Origin of the sequence: Pseudomonas sp. MWU13-2100, from assembly GCF_023242365.1 — a bacterium.
Taxonomy (GTDB): Bacteria; Pseudomonadota; Gammaproteobacteria; order Pseudomonadales; family Pseudomonadaceae; genus Aquipseudomonas.
Genome location: NZ_JALLIX010000007.1, coordinates 23,453 through 40,450, shown reverse-complemented (window position 1 = coordinate 40,450; position 16,998 = coordinate 23,453). Strand labels below are relative to the sequence as shown.

At 63.5% G+C, this 16,998-nt stretch carries 11 protein-coding genes; 1 reads left to right on the top strand and 10 read right to left on the bottom strand.

Translation table 11 applies throughout. The annotated features are described in order from the left end of the window. Positions 1-380: 380 nt before the first annotated feature. From ccoP (M5B99_RS07165) to M5B99_RS07125, 9 genes are all read right to left on the bottom strand, one after another. A complete protein-coding gene (gene ccoP / locus M5B99_RS07165) occupies positions 381-1,355 on the bottom strand; it encodes a cytochrome-c oxidase, cbb3-type subunit III (protein WP_248803376.1) in 975 nt (324 codons plus the stop codon). Continuing rightward, positions 1,352-1,537, bottom strand: a complete 186-nt coding sequence (locus M5B99_RS07160) for a cbb3-type cytochrome oxidase subunit 3 (protein ID WP_100940961.1) — start codon at positions 1,535-1,537, stop codon at positions 1,352-1,354. Before M5B99_RS07160 ends, ccoP (M5B99_RS07165) begins: the two co-directional genes overlap by 4 nt. A 5-nt stretch (positions 1,538-1,542) precedes the next feature. Then, a complete protein-coding gene (gene ccoO, locus M5B99_RS07155; protein ID WP_100940578.1) occupies positions 1,543-2,151 on the bottom strand; it encodes a cytochrome-c oxidase, cbb3-type subunit II in 609 nt (202 codons plus the stop codon). Further along, a complete protein-coding gene (gene ccoN, locus M5B99_RS07150) occupies positions 2,151-3,593 on the bottom strand; it encodes a cytochrome-c oxidase, cbb3-type subunit I (protein ID WP_248803375.1) in 1,443 nt (480 codons plus the stop codon). The genes ccoO (M5B99_RS07155) and ccoN (M5B99_RS07150) overlap by 1 nt, the downstream gene beginning before the upstream one ends. A gap of 334 nt (positions 3,594-3,927) precedes the next feature. Beyond that, positions 3,928-4,866, bottom strand: coding sequence for a cytochrome-c oxidase, cbb3-type subunit III (gene ccoP / locus M5B99_RS07145; protein ID WP_248803374.1), 939 nt, complete (start codon positions 4,864-4,866; stop codon positions 3,928-3,930). Next, positions 4,863-5,060: a cbb3-type cytochrome oxidase subunit 3 gene (locus M5B99_RS07140; RefSeq protein ID WP_248803373.1), complete on the bottom strand. Its 198-nt coding sequence runs from the start codon at positions 5,058-5,060 to the stop codon at positions 4,863-4,865. The genes ccoP (M5B99_RS07145) and M5B99_RS07140 overlap by 4 nt, the downstream gene beginning before the upstream one ends. A gap of 3 nt (positions 5,061-5,063) precedes the next feature. Then, positions 5,064-5,672, bottom strand: a complete 609-nt coding sequence (gene ccoO, locus M5B99_RS07135) for a cytochrome-c oxidase, cbb3-type subunit II (RefSeq protein WP_248803372.1) — start codon at positions 5,670-5,672, stop codon at positions 5,064-5,066. A 10-nt stretch (positions 5,673-5,682) separates the two neighbouring features. Further along, positions 5,683-7,107: a cytochrome-c oxidase, cbb3-type subunit I gene (gene ccoN, locus M5B99_RS07130; RefSeq protein WP_248803371.1), complete on the bottom strand. Its 1,425-nt coding sequence runs from the start codon at positions 7,105-7,107 to the stop codon at positions 5,683-5,685. A 254-nt stretch (positions 7,108-7,361) separates the two neighbouring features. Further along, the gene (locus M5B99_RS07125; RefSeq protein ID WP_248803370.1) at positions 7,362-15,356 is read right to left on the bottom strand and encodes an Ig-like domain-containing protein; all 7,995 of its coding nucleotides are present in this window, start codon (positions 15,354-15,356) and stop codon (positions 7,362-7,364) included. 232 nt (positions 15,357-15,588) lie between these two features. On the opposite strand from M5B99_RS07125, the gene M5B99_RS07120 reads away from it, so the two are divergent. Further along, entirely contained in the window at positions 15,589-16,227 is a 639-nt protein-coding gene (locus tag M5B99_RS07120; RefSeq protein WP_412548702.1) for an alpha/beta family hydrolase, read from the top strand. A gap of 41 nt (positions 16,228-16,268) precedes the next feature. On the opposite strand, the gene M5B99_RS07115 is transcribed toward M5B99_RS07120, so the two are convergent. Then, a complete protein-coding gene (locus M5B99_RS07115; RefSeq protein ID WP_248803368.1) occupies positions 16,269-16,994 on the bottom strand; it encodes a hypothetical protein in 726 nt (241 codons plus the stop codon). Positions 16,995-16,998: the final 4 nt, after the last annotated feature.

Genomic DNA, 16,998 nt, shown 5'->3' with positions numbered 1-16,998 from the left:
CTGGGGGAAATGCCTCGGTCAGTACGTGCCGACCGCGATCAAAAGAGTAGTGCAGTGGCGCAATGATACGCCGGTCCCTGCGCTCCAAGGGTGCGACCTTTGGTCGCGTTGGGTCTGCGCTCAGTATGGTGTAGCAGATGTAACAAGACATGATCCAAGTCAATTGACTATAGATGATTGATCATGAACGGGGGGGGGGCGAGCGGACTTGCCCCAATGCCGTTCAATTAAGGGGAATGGGATATTGAAAACGCTACCTGACCTGTGGGAGCGGTGCTTGCCCGCGAAGCTTTCAGCGGCCTCAAGGGCCTCTTCGCGAGCAAGCTCTGCTCCCACAAGGATCGTGTTCGGCTCTCTCCCTCGAGCCGACAACATGGTGCTTATTCAGCCGGCTTGTTATCCCCATGGGACAGGCTGTAGACATAGGCGGCGAGCAAGTGAACCTTGTCGTTGCCCTGCAACTGCTCCTGGGCCGGCATCTGGCCCTGGCGGCCATAACGGATGGTTTGTTGCAGCTGCGCGAAGCTCGATCCGTAGATGAACGCCGCCGGGTGCGTCAGGTTTGGCGCGCCCATGGCCGGGGTGCCTTTGCCTTCAGGACCGTGGCAGGCCACGCAGTTGGCGGCGAAGAGTTTCTGCCCCGCCACCGGGTCGGCCTTGGCGCCTTCCGGCAGCTTGCGGCCGTCGAGGTTGGTCAGCACGAACGAAGCGACATCGGCCACGCCTTGCTCACCGATGACCTCGGCCCAGGCCGGCATCACCGCATGACGGCCGCCCATGATGGTGGTCTTGATGGTTTCCGGCTCGCCGCCCCAGCGCCAGTCCTCGTCGGTCAGGTTGGGGAAGCCATAGGCGCCCTTGGCGTCGGAACCGTGGCACACCGAGCAGTTGGAGGCGAACAGGCGCCCCCCCATCTTCAGCGCTTGCGGGTCCTTGGCCACGTCCTCGATGGGCATGGCCGCGTATTTGGCGAAGATCGGTCCGAACTTGGCATCCGACCTGGCCATTTCCTTTTCCCACTCGTGCACGCCGGTCCAGCCGGTCTGGCCGTTGGCGAAGGCGGTCTGCTTCTCGTTGTCCAGGTAGGCGTAGCCTGGCAGCAGGCCCTTCCAGTTGCCCAGGCCCGGATACAGGACCAGGTAGCCGAGGGCGAAGATGATGGTGCCGACGAACAGCATGAACCACCATTTGGGCAACGGATTGTCGTACTCCTCGATACCGTCGAAGGAGTGGCCAACCGTCTCGTCGGTCTGTTCGGCGCGCTGGCCCTTGCGGGTGGACAGCAGCAACCAGGTCAGGGCGAAGATGGTACCCAGACTGAGGACTGTGACGTACAGACTCCAGAACGTAGTCATTCTTTGTTACTCCTAGACGCTTTTTCGACCTGTTTGATGGCTTCGGGGTCATCCGCGAAAGGCAACAGGGTTGCGTCCTCGAATTCCGATTTGCGTCGCGGGCTGAACACCCACAGCGCCAGGCCGATAAAGGCCACCATCACCACCAGGGTGCCCAGGCCACGAATCATCCCGATATCCATCCAGATCACCGTTTGCTTTTGATGATAGTGCCCAGGCCCTGCAAGTAGGCCACCAGCGCGTCCATTTCGGTCTTGCCCTTCACGGCATCCTTGGCCCCGGCGATGTCTTCGTCGGTGTAAGGCACGCCGAGGGTGCGCAGGACTTCCATTTTCTTCGCCGTGTCCTTGCCGTCGAGCTTGTTTTCCACCAGGAACGGATAAGCCGGCATTTTCGACTCGGGCACCACGTTGCGCGGGTTGTACAGGTGCGCGCGGTGCCAGTCATCGGAGTAGCGCCCGCCGACCCGGGCCAGGTCCGGCCCGGTGCGTTTGGAGCCCCAGAGGAACGGATGGTCCCAGACGCTTTCACCGGCCACCGAGTAGTGCCCGTAGCGTTCGGTTTCGGCGCGGAATGGGCGGATCATCTGCGAGTGGCAGCCGACACACCCGTTGGCGATAAAGATGTCGCGGCCTTCCAGCTCCAGCGCCGGGCGCGGCTTCATGCCTTCGACCGGTTTGTTGGTGACGTCCTGGAAGAACAACGGGACGATCTGGGTCAGGCCGCCGATGCTCACGGCGATGACCATGAAGAAGGCCAGCAGGCCGATATTCTTCTCGACTACTTCGTGCTTCATCAGTGAGCTCCAACGACAGCGATCTGAGCGGCGGCTTCAGCTTCAGCCGGGTCCGAGGCGCGAACGGTACGGAACACGTTGTAGGCCATGAGCAGCATGCCGCTGGCGAAGAACGCACCGCCGATGGCACGCACGATATAGCCGGGGTGGCTGGCCTGCAGCGCTTCGACGAACGAGTAGGTCAGGGTGCCGTCGTCGTTGATCGCGCGCCACATCAGGCCCTGGGTGATGCCGTTGACCCACATCGAGGCGATGTAGAGCACGGTGCCGATGGTGGCGAGCCAGAAGTGCGCGTTGATCAGCCCGACACTGTGCATCTGCGGCCGGCCGAAGATTTTCGGGAACATGTGGTACAGCGAGCCGATGGAGATCATCGCCACCCAACCGAGGGCCCCGGCGTGCACGTGGCCGATGGTCCAGTCGGTGTAGTGGGACAATGAGTTGACGGTCTTGATCGCCATCATCGGCCCTTCGAAGGTCGACATGCCGTAGAACGCCAGGGACACCACCAGGAAGCGCAGGATCGGGTCGGTGCGCAGCTTATGCCAGGCGCCGGAGAGGGTCATCATGCCGTTGATCATGCCGCCCCAGCTCGGGGCCAGGAGGATGATCGACATCGCCATGCCCAGGGACTGGGCCCAGTCCGGCAGGGCGGTGTAGTGCAGGTGGTGGGGGCCGGCCCAGATGTACAGGGTGATCAGCGCCCAGAAGTGCACGATGGACAGGCGATAGGAGTAGATCGGCCGTTCGGCCTGTTTCGGTACGAAGTAGTACATCATCCCGAGGAAACCGGTGGTCAGGAAGAAGCCCACCGCGTTGTGCCCGTACCACCACTGGATCATCGCATCGGTCGCCCCGGCATAGGCCGAGTAGGACTTGAAGAAGCTCACCGGCAGGGAGGCATGGTTCACGATGTGCAGCATCGCCGTGACGATGATGAACGCACCGTAGAACCAGTTGCCGACATAGATGTGCTTGGTCTTGCGCTTGACGATGGTGCCGAAGAACACCAGGGCGTAGACCACCCAGACAATCGCCAGCAGGATAGCCAGGGGCCATTCCAGTTCGGCGTATTCCTTGGTGGTGGTGTAACCCAGCGGCAGGGTGATGATGGCGCCGATGATGACCGCCTGCCAACCCCAGAAGTGGAAGGCCGCGAGGCCGTCGGAGATCAGTCGCACCTGGCAGGTTCGCTGCACGACATAGTAGGAGGTGGCAAACAATGCACAACCACCGAAGGCGAAGATCACCAGGTTGGTGTGCAACGGGCGCAAGCGTCCAAAACTCGTCCACGGCAGGCCGAAATTCAACTCCGGCCAGACCAGTTGCGAGGCGATGAAGACACCGAGCCCCATGCCAAGGATCCCCCAGACCACCGTCATGATGGCGAACTGGCGGACTACCTTATAGTTATAAGCAGTCGGACTGATTGCTGTGCTCATTCTAAGGTTCCACGGTTTGGGTATATTTATTAGGAGTAAAATCGGCCGCAAGTATGGATAAAATGTAGGGTCTTTGCAACGCGCCGTGACCCAGGTCAATACCTTGCAAAGCTGATTCTGCGGCCTTTCCATGCTCGATGTAAGGTCAAAGCGCGCCTTCGGAAACACCCGGATCGACCGGTAGGCGACGGGGGTACGCTTTGATCGAAGTTTGCAAAGCTTAGTACCGATTCCCGGGAGTGGGTAGGCGGACCAAAGGAGAGGTGCGACACTGGGTCGCGTACAGGCGGGGAACTGCCGCACCTTGATCGATGCGGCAGGGGATATCCGGTATTTATTGCGCTTTGTTTTCTCCTTGATTGCCGTGGGACAGGCTGAACACATAGGCGGCCAGCAACTGCACCTTGTCATTGCCGAGCATTTCGCTCTGGGCTGGCATTTGGCCTTGGCGACCATGGCGGATGGTCTGCTGCAATTGCGCCAGGCTGCTGCCGTAGATGAACGCCGTCGGCTCGGTCAGGTTCGGTGCGCCCATGGCTGGGGTGCCCTGGCCGGTGGCGCCGTGGCAGGCCACGCAGGTGGTGCTGAAAATCTGCTGGCCGGCCTGCACGTTGGCATCGCTACCTTCGGCCAAGGGTAGATGGCCCAGCTCATGCCTGACATAGGCGGCGACATTCTTCACGCCGGCTTCACCGAGGATTTCGCCCCAGGCCGGCATGGCCGCGATACGTCCCCCCATGATGGTCTGCTTGATGGTGTCGGCACTGCCGCCCCAGCGCCAGCTGTTGTCGGCGAGGTTCGGGAAGCCATAGGCGCCCTTGGCGTCCGAGCCATGGCACACCGAGCAGTTGGAGGCGAACAGGCGCCCGCCCATTTTCAATGCTTGCGGGTCCTTGGCCACTTCTTCCACGGGCATCGCCGCGAATTTGGCGAAGATCGGCCCGAACTTGGCATCGGCCTTGTCCATCTCCTTTTCCCACTCATGAACGCCGGTCCAGCCGTTCTCGTAGCCGGGCAGGATGCCTTTCCAGTTGCCCAGGCCGGGGTAGAGGATCAGGTAGCCGACGGCAAACACCAGGGTCCCGGCGAACAGCATGAACCACCACTGCGGCAGCGGGTTGTCATACTCCTCGATGCCGTCGAAGCTGTGGCCCATGGTCTGGTCGACGCTGCCCTTGGTTTCACCCTTGCGCGTACCGACCAGCAACCAGGTCAGGCCGATCAGGCTGCCGATGGTCAGCACGCAGATATACGCACTCCAGAAGGTGGTCATGGCCGGGTGCTCCTTGTTGCAGTGGGATCTTCAGGGGGGGCGGGAAGCGGCTCGTCATCGGCGAACGGCAGCATGCAGGCCTCGGCGAACTCGGGTGTGCGCTTGGCGTTGAACACCCACAGGGCCAGGCCGACGAAGGCGATAAAGACCACCAGGGTGCCGAGGCCACGGATCATTCCGGTACTCATATCCATGACTCACCTCTTGCTCTTGATCGCAGTGCCGAGCACTTGCAGGTAGGCGACCAGGGCGTCCATCTCGCTCTTGCCCTTGACGCTGGCCACGGCGCCGGCGATATCGTCGTCGGTATAAGGTACGCCGAGGGTACGCATGGCCCGCAGCTTGGTTTCGGTCAGGCTGCTGTCCAGCGGGGTGGAGACCAGCCAGGGGTAGCCCGGCATTTTCGACTCCGGTACCACATTGCGCGGGTTGTACAGGTGCGCGCGGTGCCAGTCATCGGAGTAGCGGCCGCCGACCCGGGCCAGGTCCGGCCCGGTGCGTTTGGAGCCCCAGAGGAACGGATGGTCCCAGACGCTTTCGCCCGCCACCGAGTAGTGGCCATAGCGTTCGGTTTCGGCGCGGAATGGCCGGATCATCTGCGAGTGGCAGCCGACACAACCGTTGGCGATGTAGATGTCGCGACCTTCCAGTTGCAGCGCGGTGTAGGGCTTCATACCCTCGACCGGCTTGTTGGTGACGTCCTGGAAGAACAACGGGACGATCTGGGTCAGGCCACCGATACTTACGGCCAGCACCATCAGCAGCATCAGCAGGCCGACGTTCTTTTCAATCACTTCGTGTTTCATGGCGAGCTCCTCAGGCCATCTGCGCGGCGGCGGTCATGGCGGCGGGTTGCGCGCCGCGCACGGTACGCCAGGTGTTGTAGGCCATCAGCAACATGCCGCTGAAGAAGATTGCCCCGCCGATCAGCCGGACGACGTAGCCAGGGTGGCTGGCCACCAGGGTTTCGACGAAGGAGTAGGTCAGCGTGCCGTCGTCGTTGACCGCGCGCCACATCAGGCCCTGGGCGATGCCGTTGACCCACATCGAGGCGATGTAGAGCACGGTGCCGATGGTGGCGAGCCAGAAGTGCGCGTTGATCAGGCCGATGCTGTGCATCTGCGAGCGGCCGAAGATTTTCGGGATCATGTGGTATAGCGCGCCGATGGAGATCATTGCCACCCAACCGAGGGCCCCGGCGTGAACGTGGCCGATGGTCCAGTCGGTGTAGTGGGAGAGGGCATTGACGGTCTTGATCGCCATCATCGGCCCTTCGAAGGTCGACATGCCGTAGAACGCCAGGGACACCACCAGGAAGCGCAGGATCGGGTCGCTGCGCAGCTTATGCCAGGCCCCCGAGAGGGTCATCATGCCGTTGATCATGCCGCCCCAGCTCGGGGCCAGGAGGATCAGCGACATCACCATGCCGAGGGACTGGGCCCAATCCGGCAGGGCGGTGTAGTGCAGGTGGTGGGGACCGGCCCAGATATACAGGGTGATCAACGCCCAGAAGTGCACGATGGACAGGCGATAGGAATACACCGGGCGCTCGGCCTGTTTCGGCACGAAGTAGTACATCATCCCGAGGAAGCCGGCGGTCAGGAAGAAACCCACTGCGTTGTGCCCGTACCACCACTGGACCATGGCGTCGGTAGCGCCGGAGTAGATCGAGTAGGACTTGGTCAGGCTGACTGGCAGTTCCAGGTTGTTGACGATATGCAGGATCGCCACGGTGATGATGAAAGCGCCGAAGAACCAGTTACCGACATAGATGTGCTTGGTGGTGCGCTTCGCCAACGTGCCGAAGAACACAATGGCGTAAGCGACCCAGACGATGGTGATCAGGATATCGATCGGCCATTCCAGTTCGGCGTATTCCTTGGAGCTGGTGTAGCCCAGCGGCAGGCTGATGGCCGCCAGGAGGATCACCAGTTGCCAGCCCCAGAAGGTGAACGCCGCGATCTTTGGCGCAAACAGCTGGGTCTGGCAGGTACGTTGCACCGAGTAGTAGGAACTGGCGAACAGTGCACAGCCACCGAAGGCGAAGATCACCGCATTGGTGTGCAACGGGCGCAGGCGGCCGAAGCTGGTCCACGGTAGGTTGAAGTTGAGTTCGGGCCAGACCAATTGGGCGGCGAGGAAAACCCCGAGCCCCATGCCGACGATGCCCCATACCACCGTCATAATGGCGAATTGGCGGACCACCTTGTAGTTGTAGGCGGTACTGATTGAAGTGTTCATGGTTCCCCATCCACGGTTCAGACCCGGCCGGCGCTCTTGCATTCGCGGGATCTGGAGTTATAGGCAGACTAAAAGCCAGCCAAGCATGGGCAAATAGCCAGCGGGTGGTATTGACGGGGGTCAATGGGGCAGGCGTGGGAGCGGCGCTTGCCCGTGAATAGGGCCGTGAGCCGGCTAAAAGCTTCGCGGCGATCCGACAAGCTCCGCTCCCACAGGATCTGCGTTTAAGCCTCAAGGCTGGCGCAGGTCCCGGCTCAGCTCAGGCCCAGGCCATAGGCACTGCTCAGATCGAACAGGATCGACTCCTTGCCGCTGGGCAGGTGCACGGTGTAGTACTTGATCGGCGGCACCTGGGTCGCGCGGTCGGTGGACCAGGTCAGGCCGAAATCCCGTGATGTGCTCGACTCCGCCTCCCGCGGGGTGTTTTCCAGCCATTCGCGCTGGACGCCCAGGGGCCAGCGGTTGCCATAGAGGCGATGGATCTGTGCGAGTTCGGCGCGGGCCGGCAGCCGCCGCTGCCCGGCGTTGGCCAAGGCCGACATGTTGGCGAAGCTCCCCAGCCCCAGGGCATGGCAGTGGATCACGCCGCTGACCGACAGGCTGTAGCTTTTGGTCTGTCCGTCGCGGTCACGCACACTGATGCGGGTACTGCCATTGCCACGCACCGTGACCAGGCCGGACGCGTCGACCACGGCAATCGCCGGATTGTCCGAGGTGTAGGTATACCCGGGGGTGCCGCCGCTGGCCTGGCGTTGTACCGAAGTCGTCGGGCCGAAGGCGGGCAACACTGCCGGGTGACTGGGGATCAGGTAGATCTTGCCAGTGAGGGTGACCGGACGCGGGTCGAACACCAGCTCGGGCCGCTCGGCGCCCGACAGCCGTAACTTGACCGTGACCGGTTCGGAACGCTCCGAAAGGTTGCCGGCCCGGTCCCTGATCCGGTAAGTCACCGGCCAATCGGCGTCAGGCCCCAGTGAGACAAGGAAGGCACGGGGAAATTCGATGACAATGGTCTTGAGCTCCATGACCAGCATGCCCGGTCCTTCGACATCGCCCCATAAGGTTGTGACCTGGTCACCGAGCGCGAAACCGTTGTAACTGGCGATGGTGCCCGGCAGCACATTGCCCAACTGGGTCAACTCCGCCGAGGTCAGGCCGTCGTTGATCAGCGCTGGAAAAGCCATGGCGGCGAGCAACGGCTGGCCGGGCTTTTCGCGGTCGACCTCAAGCAGGCTGGGGAACGAATCCGTCCAGGTCTGGCTGACGGTACTGTACGCCCGGTACCTGAGTTCATGCTGGCCGTGGGTGAGCGCCGCGACGGGAATATCCAGGCTCAAGGTGTCGCCGGGATGCTCCCCGGGGGCAATGAACATCGGGCTGCCGAGCAGTTCCGTGCCCCAGAGCAACTGATAGGTCTCATCCGTGGCGGGGTTGGCCCAGACCGGGAAGGTCACCGGGACCGGGGCGTCGAGCGCGCTGACCGGCAAGAGTCCCTGGCCGTCGTCGAGGGCCGCCTCGACCCTTGGCTTTTCCAGTTCCCGGGCATCGGCGGGCAGGCCCCGGGCTTTTTTGCAGTCGCTGATCAGCGCAGGCCCGATGCCCAGGCCGCTGGCCTCATGGATCAGGCCCAGGCCGGCGGTGATCTTGATATAGGGGCGATCCGGCTCGACCACGTCCAGGGTCATATCCAGTACCGCATGCACCAGTCCCAGCGCGCTTTTGGTGGTCGAGGACCAGGTTTTCGGCTTGAGCGGCGACTGCAACGGCCAGCGCTTGCCGTAGGCCGTGCGGATGCTGATCAGTTCGTCCAGCGACGGAACGTCCAGGCCTTTTTGTCGGGCCTTGCGCAGGGTCTCTTCGCTGCTGCCTTCGCCCAGGTTGTAGCACTGGACCACGCCACTGACACTGAGCGGGTAGCTTTTGCGCTGCCCGGCGCGGTCGCTGACACGGATCGTGGTCTGGCCATTGCCGCGTACGCTGACCTTGCCATGGCTGTCGACCACGGCGATCCGCGGGTTGTCGCTGCTGTAGTGATAGCCGGGCACACCGCCGCTGGCCGCGCGCCGGAGGGTCGTGCCGGGGCCGAAGAGCGGCAGCACTTGCGGGTGGCAGGGGATCAGGTAGATCTTGCCGGGCAGGCTGACGGGGCTGCTGTCGAAGAGCAGTTCCGGCGCTCGTTTGCGAGCCCTGACCGTCAATGACAGCCGGGGGAATGTCAAGGCGCCCGATTCGTCGCTGCTGCCGTCGAAGGCGACCTTGAACGTGAAGGTCAGGCCGCTCAGGTCCCTCAGTTGATCGAGCTGCGCCCGTGGTAGCAGGCCTTCGACAAGATCGGTGACAGTGCTGACTTCCTCCGCGTTCCAGAGTGTGAAGCTGAACGGGCGGCCGTCATCCCGGGTTCCCTCGATCCGCAGCCAGATCCGCTGTCCGACCTGGATGTGCGGCCACTTCCTGACTTCGATGTGGGCCGCGCCGGCAAAGGTGTTGAGGTCCAGCAGGAGATTGTCCGCTGCCTCGCGGACGAAGGGTGGCTGCAGTTGTTCGTGGGCGATGGGCAAGATGTCCAGCGGCAGGACCTTCGAGGGCGCCGCGATACCTTGGCGGGTGACGCTATAGCCCACCTCGACACGCTTGCCGATATTGGCGCTGACGGCTGTCACGGGAACGGCAAAGTCGACGCTGCCCTCGGCGCTGCCGGGCTTGGCTTCGAGCGTCGGGCTGCCGTTGCCGGGCGTGCCGCGCCAGTAGGCCTGGATACTGTCGTGAGGCTCCATGGCATAGCTCACCCGGATCGTCGCGCCAGCGAGTGCTTCGAGGGGGAACAGCACGCTGTCATGGGCTTCCAGTACCTCGGGGCGCGGCAGATCCAGGGGGCTGGCGCTGACCGGCAGCAACAGCGGCTGGGAAATGATCGGCTCCGGGGCAAGGGTCTTGACGGCATAGCGCACCACGACCGAGCCACCGGCCAGCCCGCTGAGCTGGTCGTCCGGGATCGTGAAGTCGAGGTCCTTGTCGGTCTCGATGACCGCTTGGCTCTGTTCGTGCAGGACCTCCATGCCGCCGGCGGTGACGCCGAGCCAGATCAGGCTGACGGTCTGGCCCACGGCGCTGAACGAGTAGGCTTCCACCCGGGCAATGACGCCGGTTTGCGTCGGGTCGAGCACGTTGCCGTTCGCTTCGGCCACGGGGATCCGTGGCGGCTTGAGCATCAGGGCGCGGCCGACGATCTGCAACGACAGGCTCTTGGAACGGCGTGTAGGCTGGTTGGGCGCTTCGACGTAGTAGTAGAACCGCGCCTGTCCCTGGATGATCAGGAGAAACTGCTCGTTCGGCACCTCGAAGGACACGAACGCATCGCTGTCGCTGCCAGGCTTGACCGCGCTGTACGCGGGCAGCGTCGCGCCGAGGGCGGTTTCCCGTTCGACCAGCAGACGCAGGGTCTGGGCACTGCTCATGCCTTCATGGCGCAGCACCAGGGTCTGCACGTCGGCGCCATTGAGGGCGTCGAGGTTCAGCTGCATGGCCTGGGCACGCGGGACCACCGGGGCGCGCAGGTCCGGATCGCCGATGCCGACTTCGACCAGGGCCGGGCGCGACCAGCGCGACCAGTTGTTGACTCCGTCGCGGATCTCATAACGCACGAGGATCGCGTCGGAGTTGCCGGCCTCGCGGATAATCGCCGGATCGATCGGTACCAGCACTTCGTCGCTCGGCGCGACCAAGGGCGGGTGCCGCACCAGACGGCCATGCCAGGACACGGTGATGGCATCGCCGGCGGCCATGTTCGTGTAGCGCTTGACCAGCACGCTGACCCCTTCCGGGTCTTCGATCACCCCGGGCGGCAGGATCACCGGCAGTTCGAGCTTGTCGTTGACGGTGGGCGTGGCGGATTGGGTGTCGGGGTCGCCGGGTACGTCGAGCTTGATCCGGACCCGGGTCTCGGCGGTTTCCGGCGCACCGCCGGGGAAGGGCGTGAGCACGTAGCGTACTGTCAGCTCGGGCGCCGACATGATCCAGCGGGTTTCGACCCGCAGGGTCAGATGGCTGGCGCCGGGCTCGCTGCCTTGGGTGTGGCTGGCGACCGGATCGGCATGGTTGCCCCAATACAGGTCGATTCGATCCCGGGGCTTCAGGTCCAACGGGGCGATCACCACGGGCAGCGGTCGTTGCGGGTCGATCACGTCGGTGGCGCCGACGCCGCCGATATTGAAACTGTTGATCAGCGGCGGTACCAGGTCCCGGGTGGCGCGCGGACGTCGCTCGGCGACGGCCCACGGCGGTGTCCAGTTGGCGTCGATCGGGCCTGGTTCTGGCCAGAGCGGGCTGGTTTCCAGCACGCTCAGCTTGCCCGCGCCGGCGACAGCGTTGATCAACCGGGCATGGGGGAGAGTCATGCCGTTGCCGGTGTCGCTGCCCGGTTCGATGGGGGTGCACAAGTCCCGTTGTGCTCTGGAGTCCCTGGGTTCGTACTTGAGCAGGGCTCCTTCCTGGCTGGAGTGGTAGATGCCGTTGAGGAAGAGATTGTCCGCCAGCAGGGTCCGGGTGACGAAGCAGATATCCTCGACGCAGAAGAAGTCGAAACAGGGTGTGTCGTCGGTCTCGTAGCGGGCGGGGTCGAGCGGTTTGGCATAGTGGATACTGTCGAGTGGGGTTTTGCCCAAGGTCAGCTCCAGGCGCTGTTGCTCCAATGCCTGTGTTTTCAGATCGGCCAGGGTCCGGGTGACCTTGATCGCCTGGCCATCGACGAAAGGCTCGAGGGTGACATAGCCGTCGGGGGCGGATGTGCGGTAGATCGCATCGACCAGCAACGCGCCCCGACCGCGACCGATTTGCCCATGGGTATAACGTGCGGCATCGTCCGCGTGAGCGAACAGCGGGCCGAGGGCATAACGTTCGATTGCGCCTGACGCGTTGTCGGAAGGGTCCCAGGTGGCGCTGACCGGGCCTGTCTGCCGCCACAGTGTACCGGGCCGCAAGACCGTCAATTTGCCGCTTGCCGCCACACGACGAACATAGTCGCGGCCGGACAGCGAGCCGTTCTCCAGCTGGTCCTGGGTATCGATGCCGTCGTTGTGAAAGACGTTGCCGAGCAGTACTTCATCGGCATCGGGAACCAGGGGTACCTGATAGTGCAACAAGCTCCCGTCGACACTCGACAGGTAAAGCTGGGTGCTGTTTTGATGTTCCGGCACGATCGCTGTTTCACGGGCGGTCTTGATGGCGTGGGCGAAGTCCCGCGCCGAAATGAAATGCTGGTAGACCGGATCGCCGGGCGGCGCCTCCAAGCGTGGAGCCGCCATATAGAGGCCATCGAGGACAAAACCGGGAATCAGACTGAGGACGGCGATCTCCGGCGGCAGTATGAGCGTTCGGTCGAAGTCCGCGCTGGTATCGAGGGCGGGAGCGGTGGCGACGTATTCCTTTTCGGTTTTCTTGAAAATGAAGCCGAAGCTGCGCCGGGCTCTCTGATTGGCGTGCCTGAGCGCATGGCGCACGGCATCGGCGGCTGCCATGAACACCGGGCTGAACACGGGGGCGTGCCGGGCGATGGGGGCCTGATCGGTTTCGACGTCCACGCCGGCGGCGGTGTCCCGAATCGACAGCACTTTCCCTGGGGTGGTCCAGACTTCGCGACCACTGACCAGCACCCGCAGCTCAGCGACTTTTACCAGACTACGGACGAACCTCAGTACGGCGCCCTTGTCTTGCTCCAGGCCACTCTTGAAGCGCTGCTCGGTGGGATTGTCCAGCAGGTTCAACGGGCTGGCCGCCGAAGGCGAGAGCGCCTTGAACAGTTCGATTTCGTCCGGGGAATGTCGGCTGGTGTAGCGGATCAAGGCCCCGTCCTGGCCCGAGAAGTAGCGCAGAGGAATCGAGCGATCCCTGATCGCCCGGTAGATATCCCAGGTCGGAAACAGATTCAGGTAAAGCCGGCCTTCGCTTTCCGGCAGCGAAAAATCCAGCGCGCCCAGGCGCGAGTTATAGGTCCCGACCAGGCTGTGATCTTCCAGGGGGAAACCGTTGCTGATCGGGAAGATCAACGTGTGGTCGAAGATCTCGGTGGGGGAAACCAGCGGTGCGGTGGCGACAAACAGGCCGTCCGCGCGTTTCAGGATCACCCCGCCATAGACCTTGTCGTAGCGCCGGGGGATCTGTCCATGGGCGTGGCGCGCCGCGTCGTCGGCGCTGGCGAAGAGCGGGCCGAGGGCGCGCCGGCGCAACTGACGATAGGGGTGCCATGCGTTGCTTAACCGCCCCGGTGAGCCCCACAGTTCACTGGGGTGCAGCACGCTCAGTTCGCCGCTCTCGGCCAGCGAGTGGATGAGGTGCAGGGGTGTGAGTATGCCCTTGGTAAGGCGTTCGCCATAGCTCGGAAGGGGCTCGCTGCCGGCCAGCAGCAACTTGTCGAAGGCGATGTCCAGCGACAGGTATTTCAACTGCGCGCCATCGTGGCTACTCAGGTACAAGGGCAGGGCGGGCGTGCCCGGGGCCGGGAGGTACGCTTCGATCTGCTTGAGCGCCGCCAGCAGCTCATCGGGCAGAAAGAAGTTGCGGTACATCCAGATGTCCTTGTACGGCAGGCGTTGCGGATACAGCGCGGCGCTGTAGTAGAAGCCGGCCAGGCGATAACCGGGTGGCAAGGACCGTGCGGCGTCAGGCAGCATGCCTGCGGCAAACAGCGGTTCCCTGACCGTCAGCGGTTCGCTGGCCACGTAGCGATTGTGGCTGTCGCTGATGATGAAGCCGATCTGCCGGTCGCGGCATTGGCCGTTGATCCGTTCATTGGCATACAGGGCGGCGGCATCCGCGCTGTCGAACAGCGGCCCGTAGGCCGGCAGCACCGGGGACGAGGCGTGCTTCGGCGGGTAGGGCGCCCAATCGCCAGGCACCTTGCCTGGCTGACCCCAGTAGGGATCGCCGCGAACCACGTAGAGTCCGCCGGTCTTGGCCAGGGACTTGATGAACTCGCTCGGTAGTAGCTGATCCAGGTTGCTCAGATCGTTTCCGGGCAGCAGGCGCGGGATCAAGGCGTCCTCTTCATCAGAGCCGCTGGGCATGTATTTGATGATATTGGCATTGGTCATCAGGACATAAAACGCCCTGACCCCCTGCGACCGGGCGAGGAGGGTCGTAAGGACCTCGTCGGGGGTAATGCTTTTCTGTCGCAGGCGGCTTTCCTGTTCGGAGAGCGTCGAGGACCGGTCGGGCTGGCCGGCATTTTGCTCCTTGATGGCCGACAGGCTGATGTTGGAGCGGTACACGGCATATAACTGGTATCCGGCGGGGAAGCTGGCAATACCGGTTTCGGTGAGCGGATACGGGCTATCGTTCTTGAAGCGGTTGACCTTGCCGGTGGTCGGCAGCGTGGCGACAAAGGTTGCGTCCTGGCGCTGGAAAATCAACCCGCTGAACGCCTTGTCGGTGCCGCCCTGGATCAACTGCTGGGCATGGCGGGCGGCGTCGTCCGCCGAGAGAAAGGCCGGGCCCAGTTCCGGCAGCACGGCATCGGCGAACGGTGCCCACCGGAGAGGGTCGACCGAGCCCATGCGGCTCCATAGAGAGCTGGTCCGCAGCACCTGCAACTGGCCGGCGGCGGCGAGGGTGCGGACGAATTGACGGCAGGGCAGCGCACCGCTCAACAGTTGCTCGCGATAATGCCTGGCCCGCACCTGCCAGTCCGCCCCTTCGGGCAACAGTGCCTGCTCCAGTTCGCGGTCTTCGGAGCGATAAGCCAGCAATGCACCGTCCGGGGGGCCGTAGAACAACGGCAGTGGGGGCGCGGTGGCCGTTGCGGGACGTGCGCGGCGCGCCTGATAGAGCCCCGCGAGCAGGTCGTAGGGGCTGAAAAAATTCTCATACAGCCAGCGTTCCCTGGGGGGGAGTTGTTCGTGGGCGGTCTCGGCCTGGCAGTAGAGAGCGGCGAGGCTGAAGCCCGCGGGCAACTGCAATTCGCCCAGGGCGTCGCGGCCGAAGACCGCGGCCGGGTCGAAGGGCGCCGGTGCGCCGAGCTGTGCTTGGGTCACGCTGAACTCGGCCTTTTGCGCATGCTTGAGGATAAACGACGACTGTCGATTCGAACCTTTGAAAGCGGCCTGGTCGTGGGCATACTTGACGGCCTCGTCGAGGCTGGCAAAGGCCCGGCTGAGCAGCGGCGTAACGGCCGCCGGGCGCACGGAGGAGACCTGGCTCCGCACTTGAAAGCGGCTGGCGCCGGGTTGTTCGGCGTGGGTGAGGGCGTCTTGAGGCATGGCAATACTCGTCTGGAAATGGACAGGGGAACGTCCCGTGTCGGCGCCGCCGGCCTTGCAGTGTCTGGGCAGGCAGATAAGGTGTTTTCATTTTCAGCAAAAGCGGCGCAGTGATGCGTTACATATCTAGGTTGCCGACGCGGCTCCCCGCGGGTTCGTTGTCGGTGCGGACAGTGAGATGAGAGGCGATATGTCGACCCCGCCAGCAACCCCTTCCCAGGCCCCCTGGGCCATGGAACCGGGCTATCTGTACAACCCCGGCGGAGAGGCTGGTCCGCTCGCCACGCTGATCCTCGCCCACGGCGCCGGCGCGCCGATGGACAGTGATTTCATGAACGCCATGGCCGCACGCCTGGCGACATGCGGCATTGCTGTGCTGCGCTTCGAGTTTCCCTATATGGCGCAACGGCGCCTGGACGGCGGCAAGCGTCCGCCGAATCCTCAGGCCCGCTTGCTGGAGTGTTGGCGTGAGGTGTACGAAGGTGCGCGGCGCGAGGTCCGGGGGGCGCTGTTTATCGGCGGCAAGTCCATGGGCGGGCGCATGGCCAGCCTGTTGGCCGACGACCTCGGTGCCTCTGGATTGGTCTGCCTGGGGTATCCGTTCTACGCAGCGGGCAAGCCGGAAAAACCACGGGTGGCACATCTGGCGGAGCTCGCCACGCCGACCCTGATCGTGCAGGGCGAACGCGATGCTCTGGGCAATCGGCCTGCGGTTGAGGGGTATGCGCTGTCGCCACAGGTCCAGGTGAGCTGGCTGGCAGCGGCCGATCATGATCTCAAGCCGCTGAAGGCCAGCGGTTTCAGCCATGAACAGCATCTGGACACGGCGGCGCAGCAAATCCACGACTTTATCCAGCGTCAGGTGGTGTAAAAACGCCGGTTGCCTGGTTCTGGGCCACCGGCGTGGGCACTTCAGCGCGCGACGAGACTGACCGCAATCTCGCTGGCGGGTGAACGCTTCGACCAGTTGCCGACCACATCGCGGATCTCATAGCGCACTGGCAGGGCGCTGGCATTGCCAGCGGCTTCGATGATCTGCGCCGGGATTGCCACGAGCACCTCCCGGTCGACTTCCGTAGCGTTCAAGGCCGGGTGGTCGATGTTCCGCTCGTCCCAGATAACACTGAGCCGATCGCCTTCGCTCATATGCAGGTAGGGCGCGACGATCACGCGAACCCCCTGCGGGGTAACGATCACGCCCGGTGGTTGGACCTGTGGCCGGCGCAGGGCTTCGTTCTCATAGGGCGTCGCCGGATCGATATCGATACCGCCGGGGGGCTCCAGTTTTACCCGGATCAAGGTGCTATCGGACTCTTCCGTACTGCCACCGGGAAACGACGTGAAGTTGTAACGGACCGGCAGCGGGTCCCTGGCCGATTCAAGGTGGCGGATCTCGACGGACAGGGTCACGAAAGCATTGTCGAGCGGGGCATCCAGGGGATGCTCGTAGCTGACGGTTGGCTCGGCAACGTTTCCCCAGTACAGGTCGATACGATCCCGCGGCTTGAGGTTCAACGGCCCGACCAGTACCGCCAGGGGCTTTTCCGGGTTTTCGACGTCGATGGCACCGACGCCGGCGGGGCTGTTGCTGAGAATCTGCGGGCGATCCAGGTTTCGTGCGCTGATGGGCTTGGACATGACA

What these genes read in the sequence shown, in the direction of transcription:
- ccoO (WP_248803372.1), bottom strand. Translation starts at nt 5,672, where the DNA reads ATGAAACACGAAGTGATTGAAAAGAACGTCGGCCTGCTGATGCTGCTG.
- M5B99_RS07160 (WP_100940961.1), bottom strand. Translation starts at nt 1,537, where the DNA reads ATGGATATCGGGATGATTCGTGGCCTGGGCACCCTGGTGGTGATGGTG.
- ccoP (WP_248803374.1), bottom strand. Translation starts at nt 4,866, where the DNA reads ATGACCACCTTCTGGAGTGCGTATATCTGCGTGCTGACCATCGGCAGC.
- M5B99_RS07125 (WP_248803370.1), bottom strand. Translation starts at nt 15,356, where the DNA reads ATGCCTCAAGACGCCCTCACCCACGCCGAACAACCCGGCGCCAGCCGC.
- ccoN (WP_248803375.1), bottom strand. Translation starts at nt 3,593, where the DNA reads ATGAGCACAGCAATCAGTCCGACTGCTTATAACTATAAGGTAGTCCGC.
- M5B99_RS07115 (WP_248803368.1), bottom strand. Translation starts at nt 16,994, where the DNA reads ATGTCCAAGCCCATCAGCGCACGAAACCTGGATCGCCCGCAGATTCTC.
- ccoP (WP_248803376.1), bottom strand. Translation starts at nt 1,355, where the DNA reads ATGACTACGTTCTGGAGTCTGTACGTCACAGTCCTCAGTCTGGGTACC.
- ccoN (WP_248803371.1), bottom strand. Translation starts at nt 7,107, where the DNA reads ATGAACACTTCAATCAGTACCGCCTACAACTACAAGGTGGTCCGCCAA.
- M5B99_RS07120 (WP_412548702.1), top strand. Translation starts at nt 15,589, where the DNA reads ATGGAACCGGGCTATCTGTACAACCCCGGCGGAGAGGCTGGTCCGCTC.
- ccoO (WP_100940578.1), bottom strand. Translation starts at nt 2,151, where the DNA reads ATGAAGCACGAAGTAGTCGAGAAGAATATCGGCCTGCTGGCCTTCTTC.
- M5B99_RS07140 (WP_248803373.1), bottom strand. Translation starts at nt 5,060, where the DNA reads ATGGATATGAGTACCGGAATGATCCGTGGCCTCGGCACCCTGGTGGTC.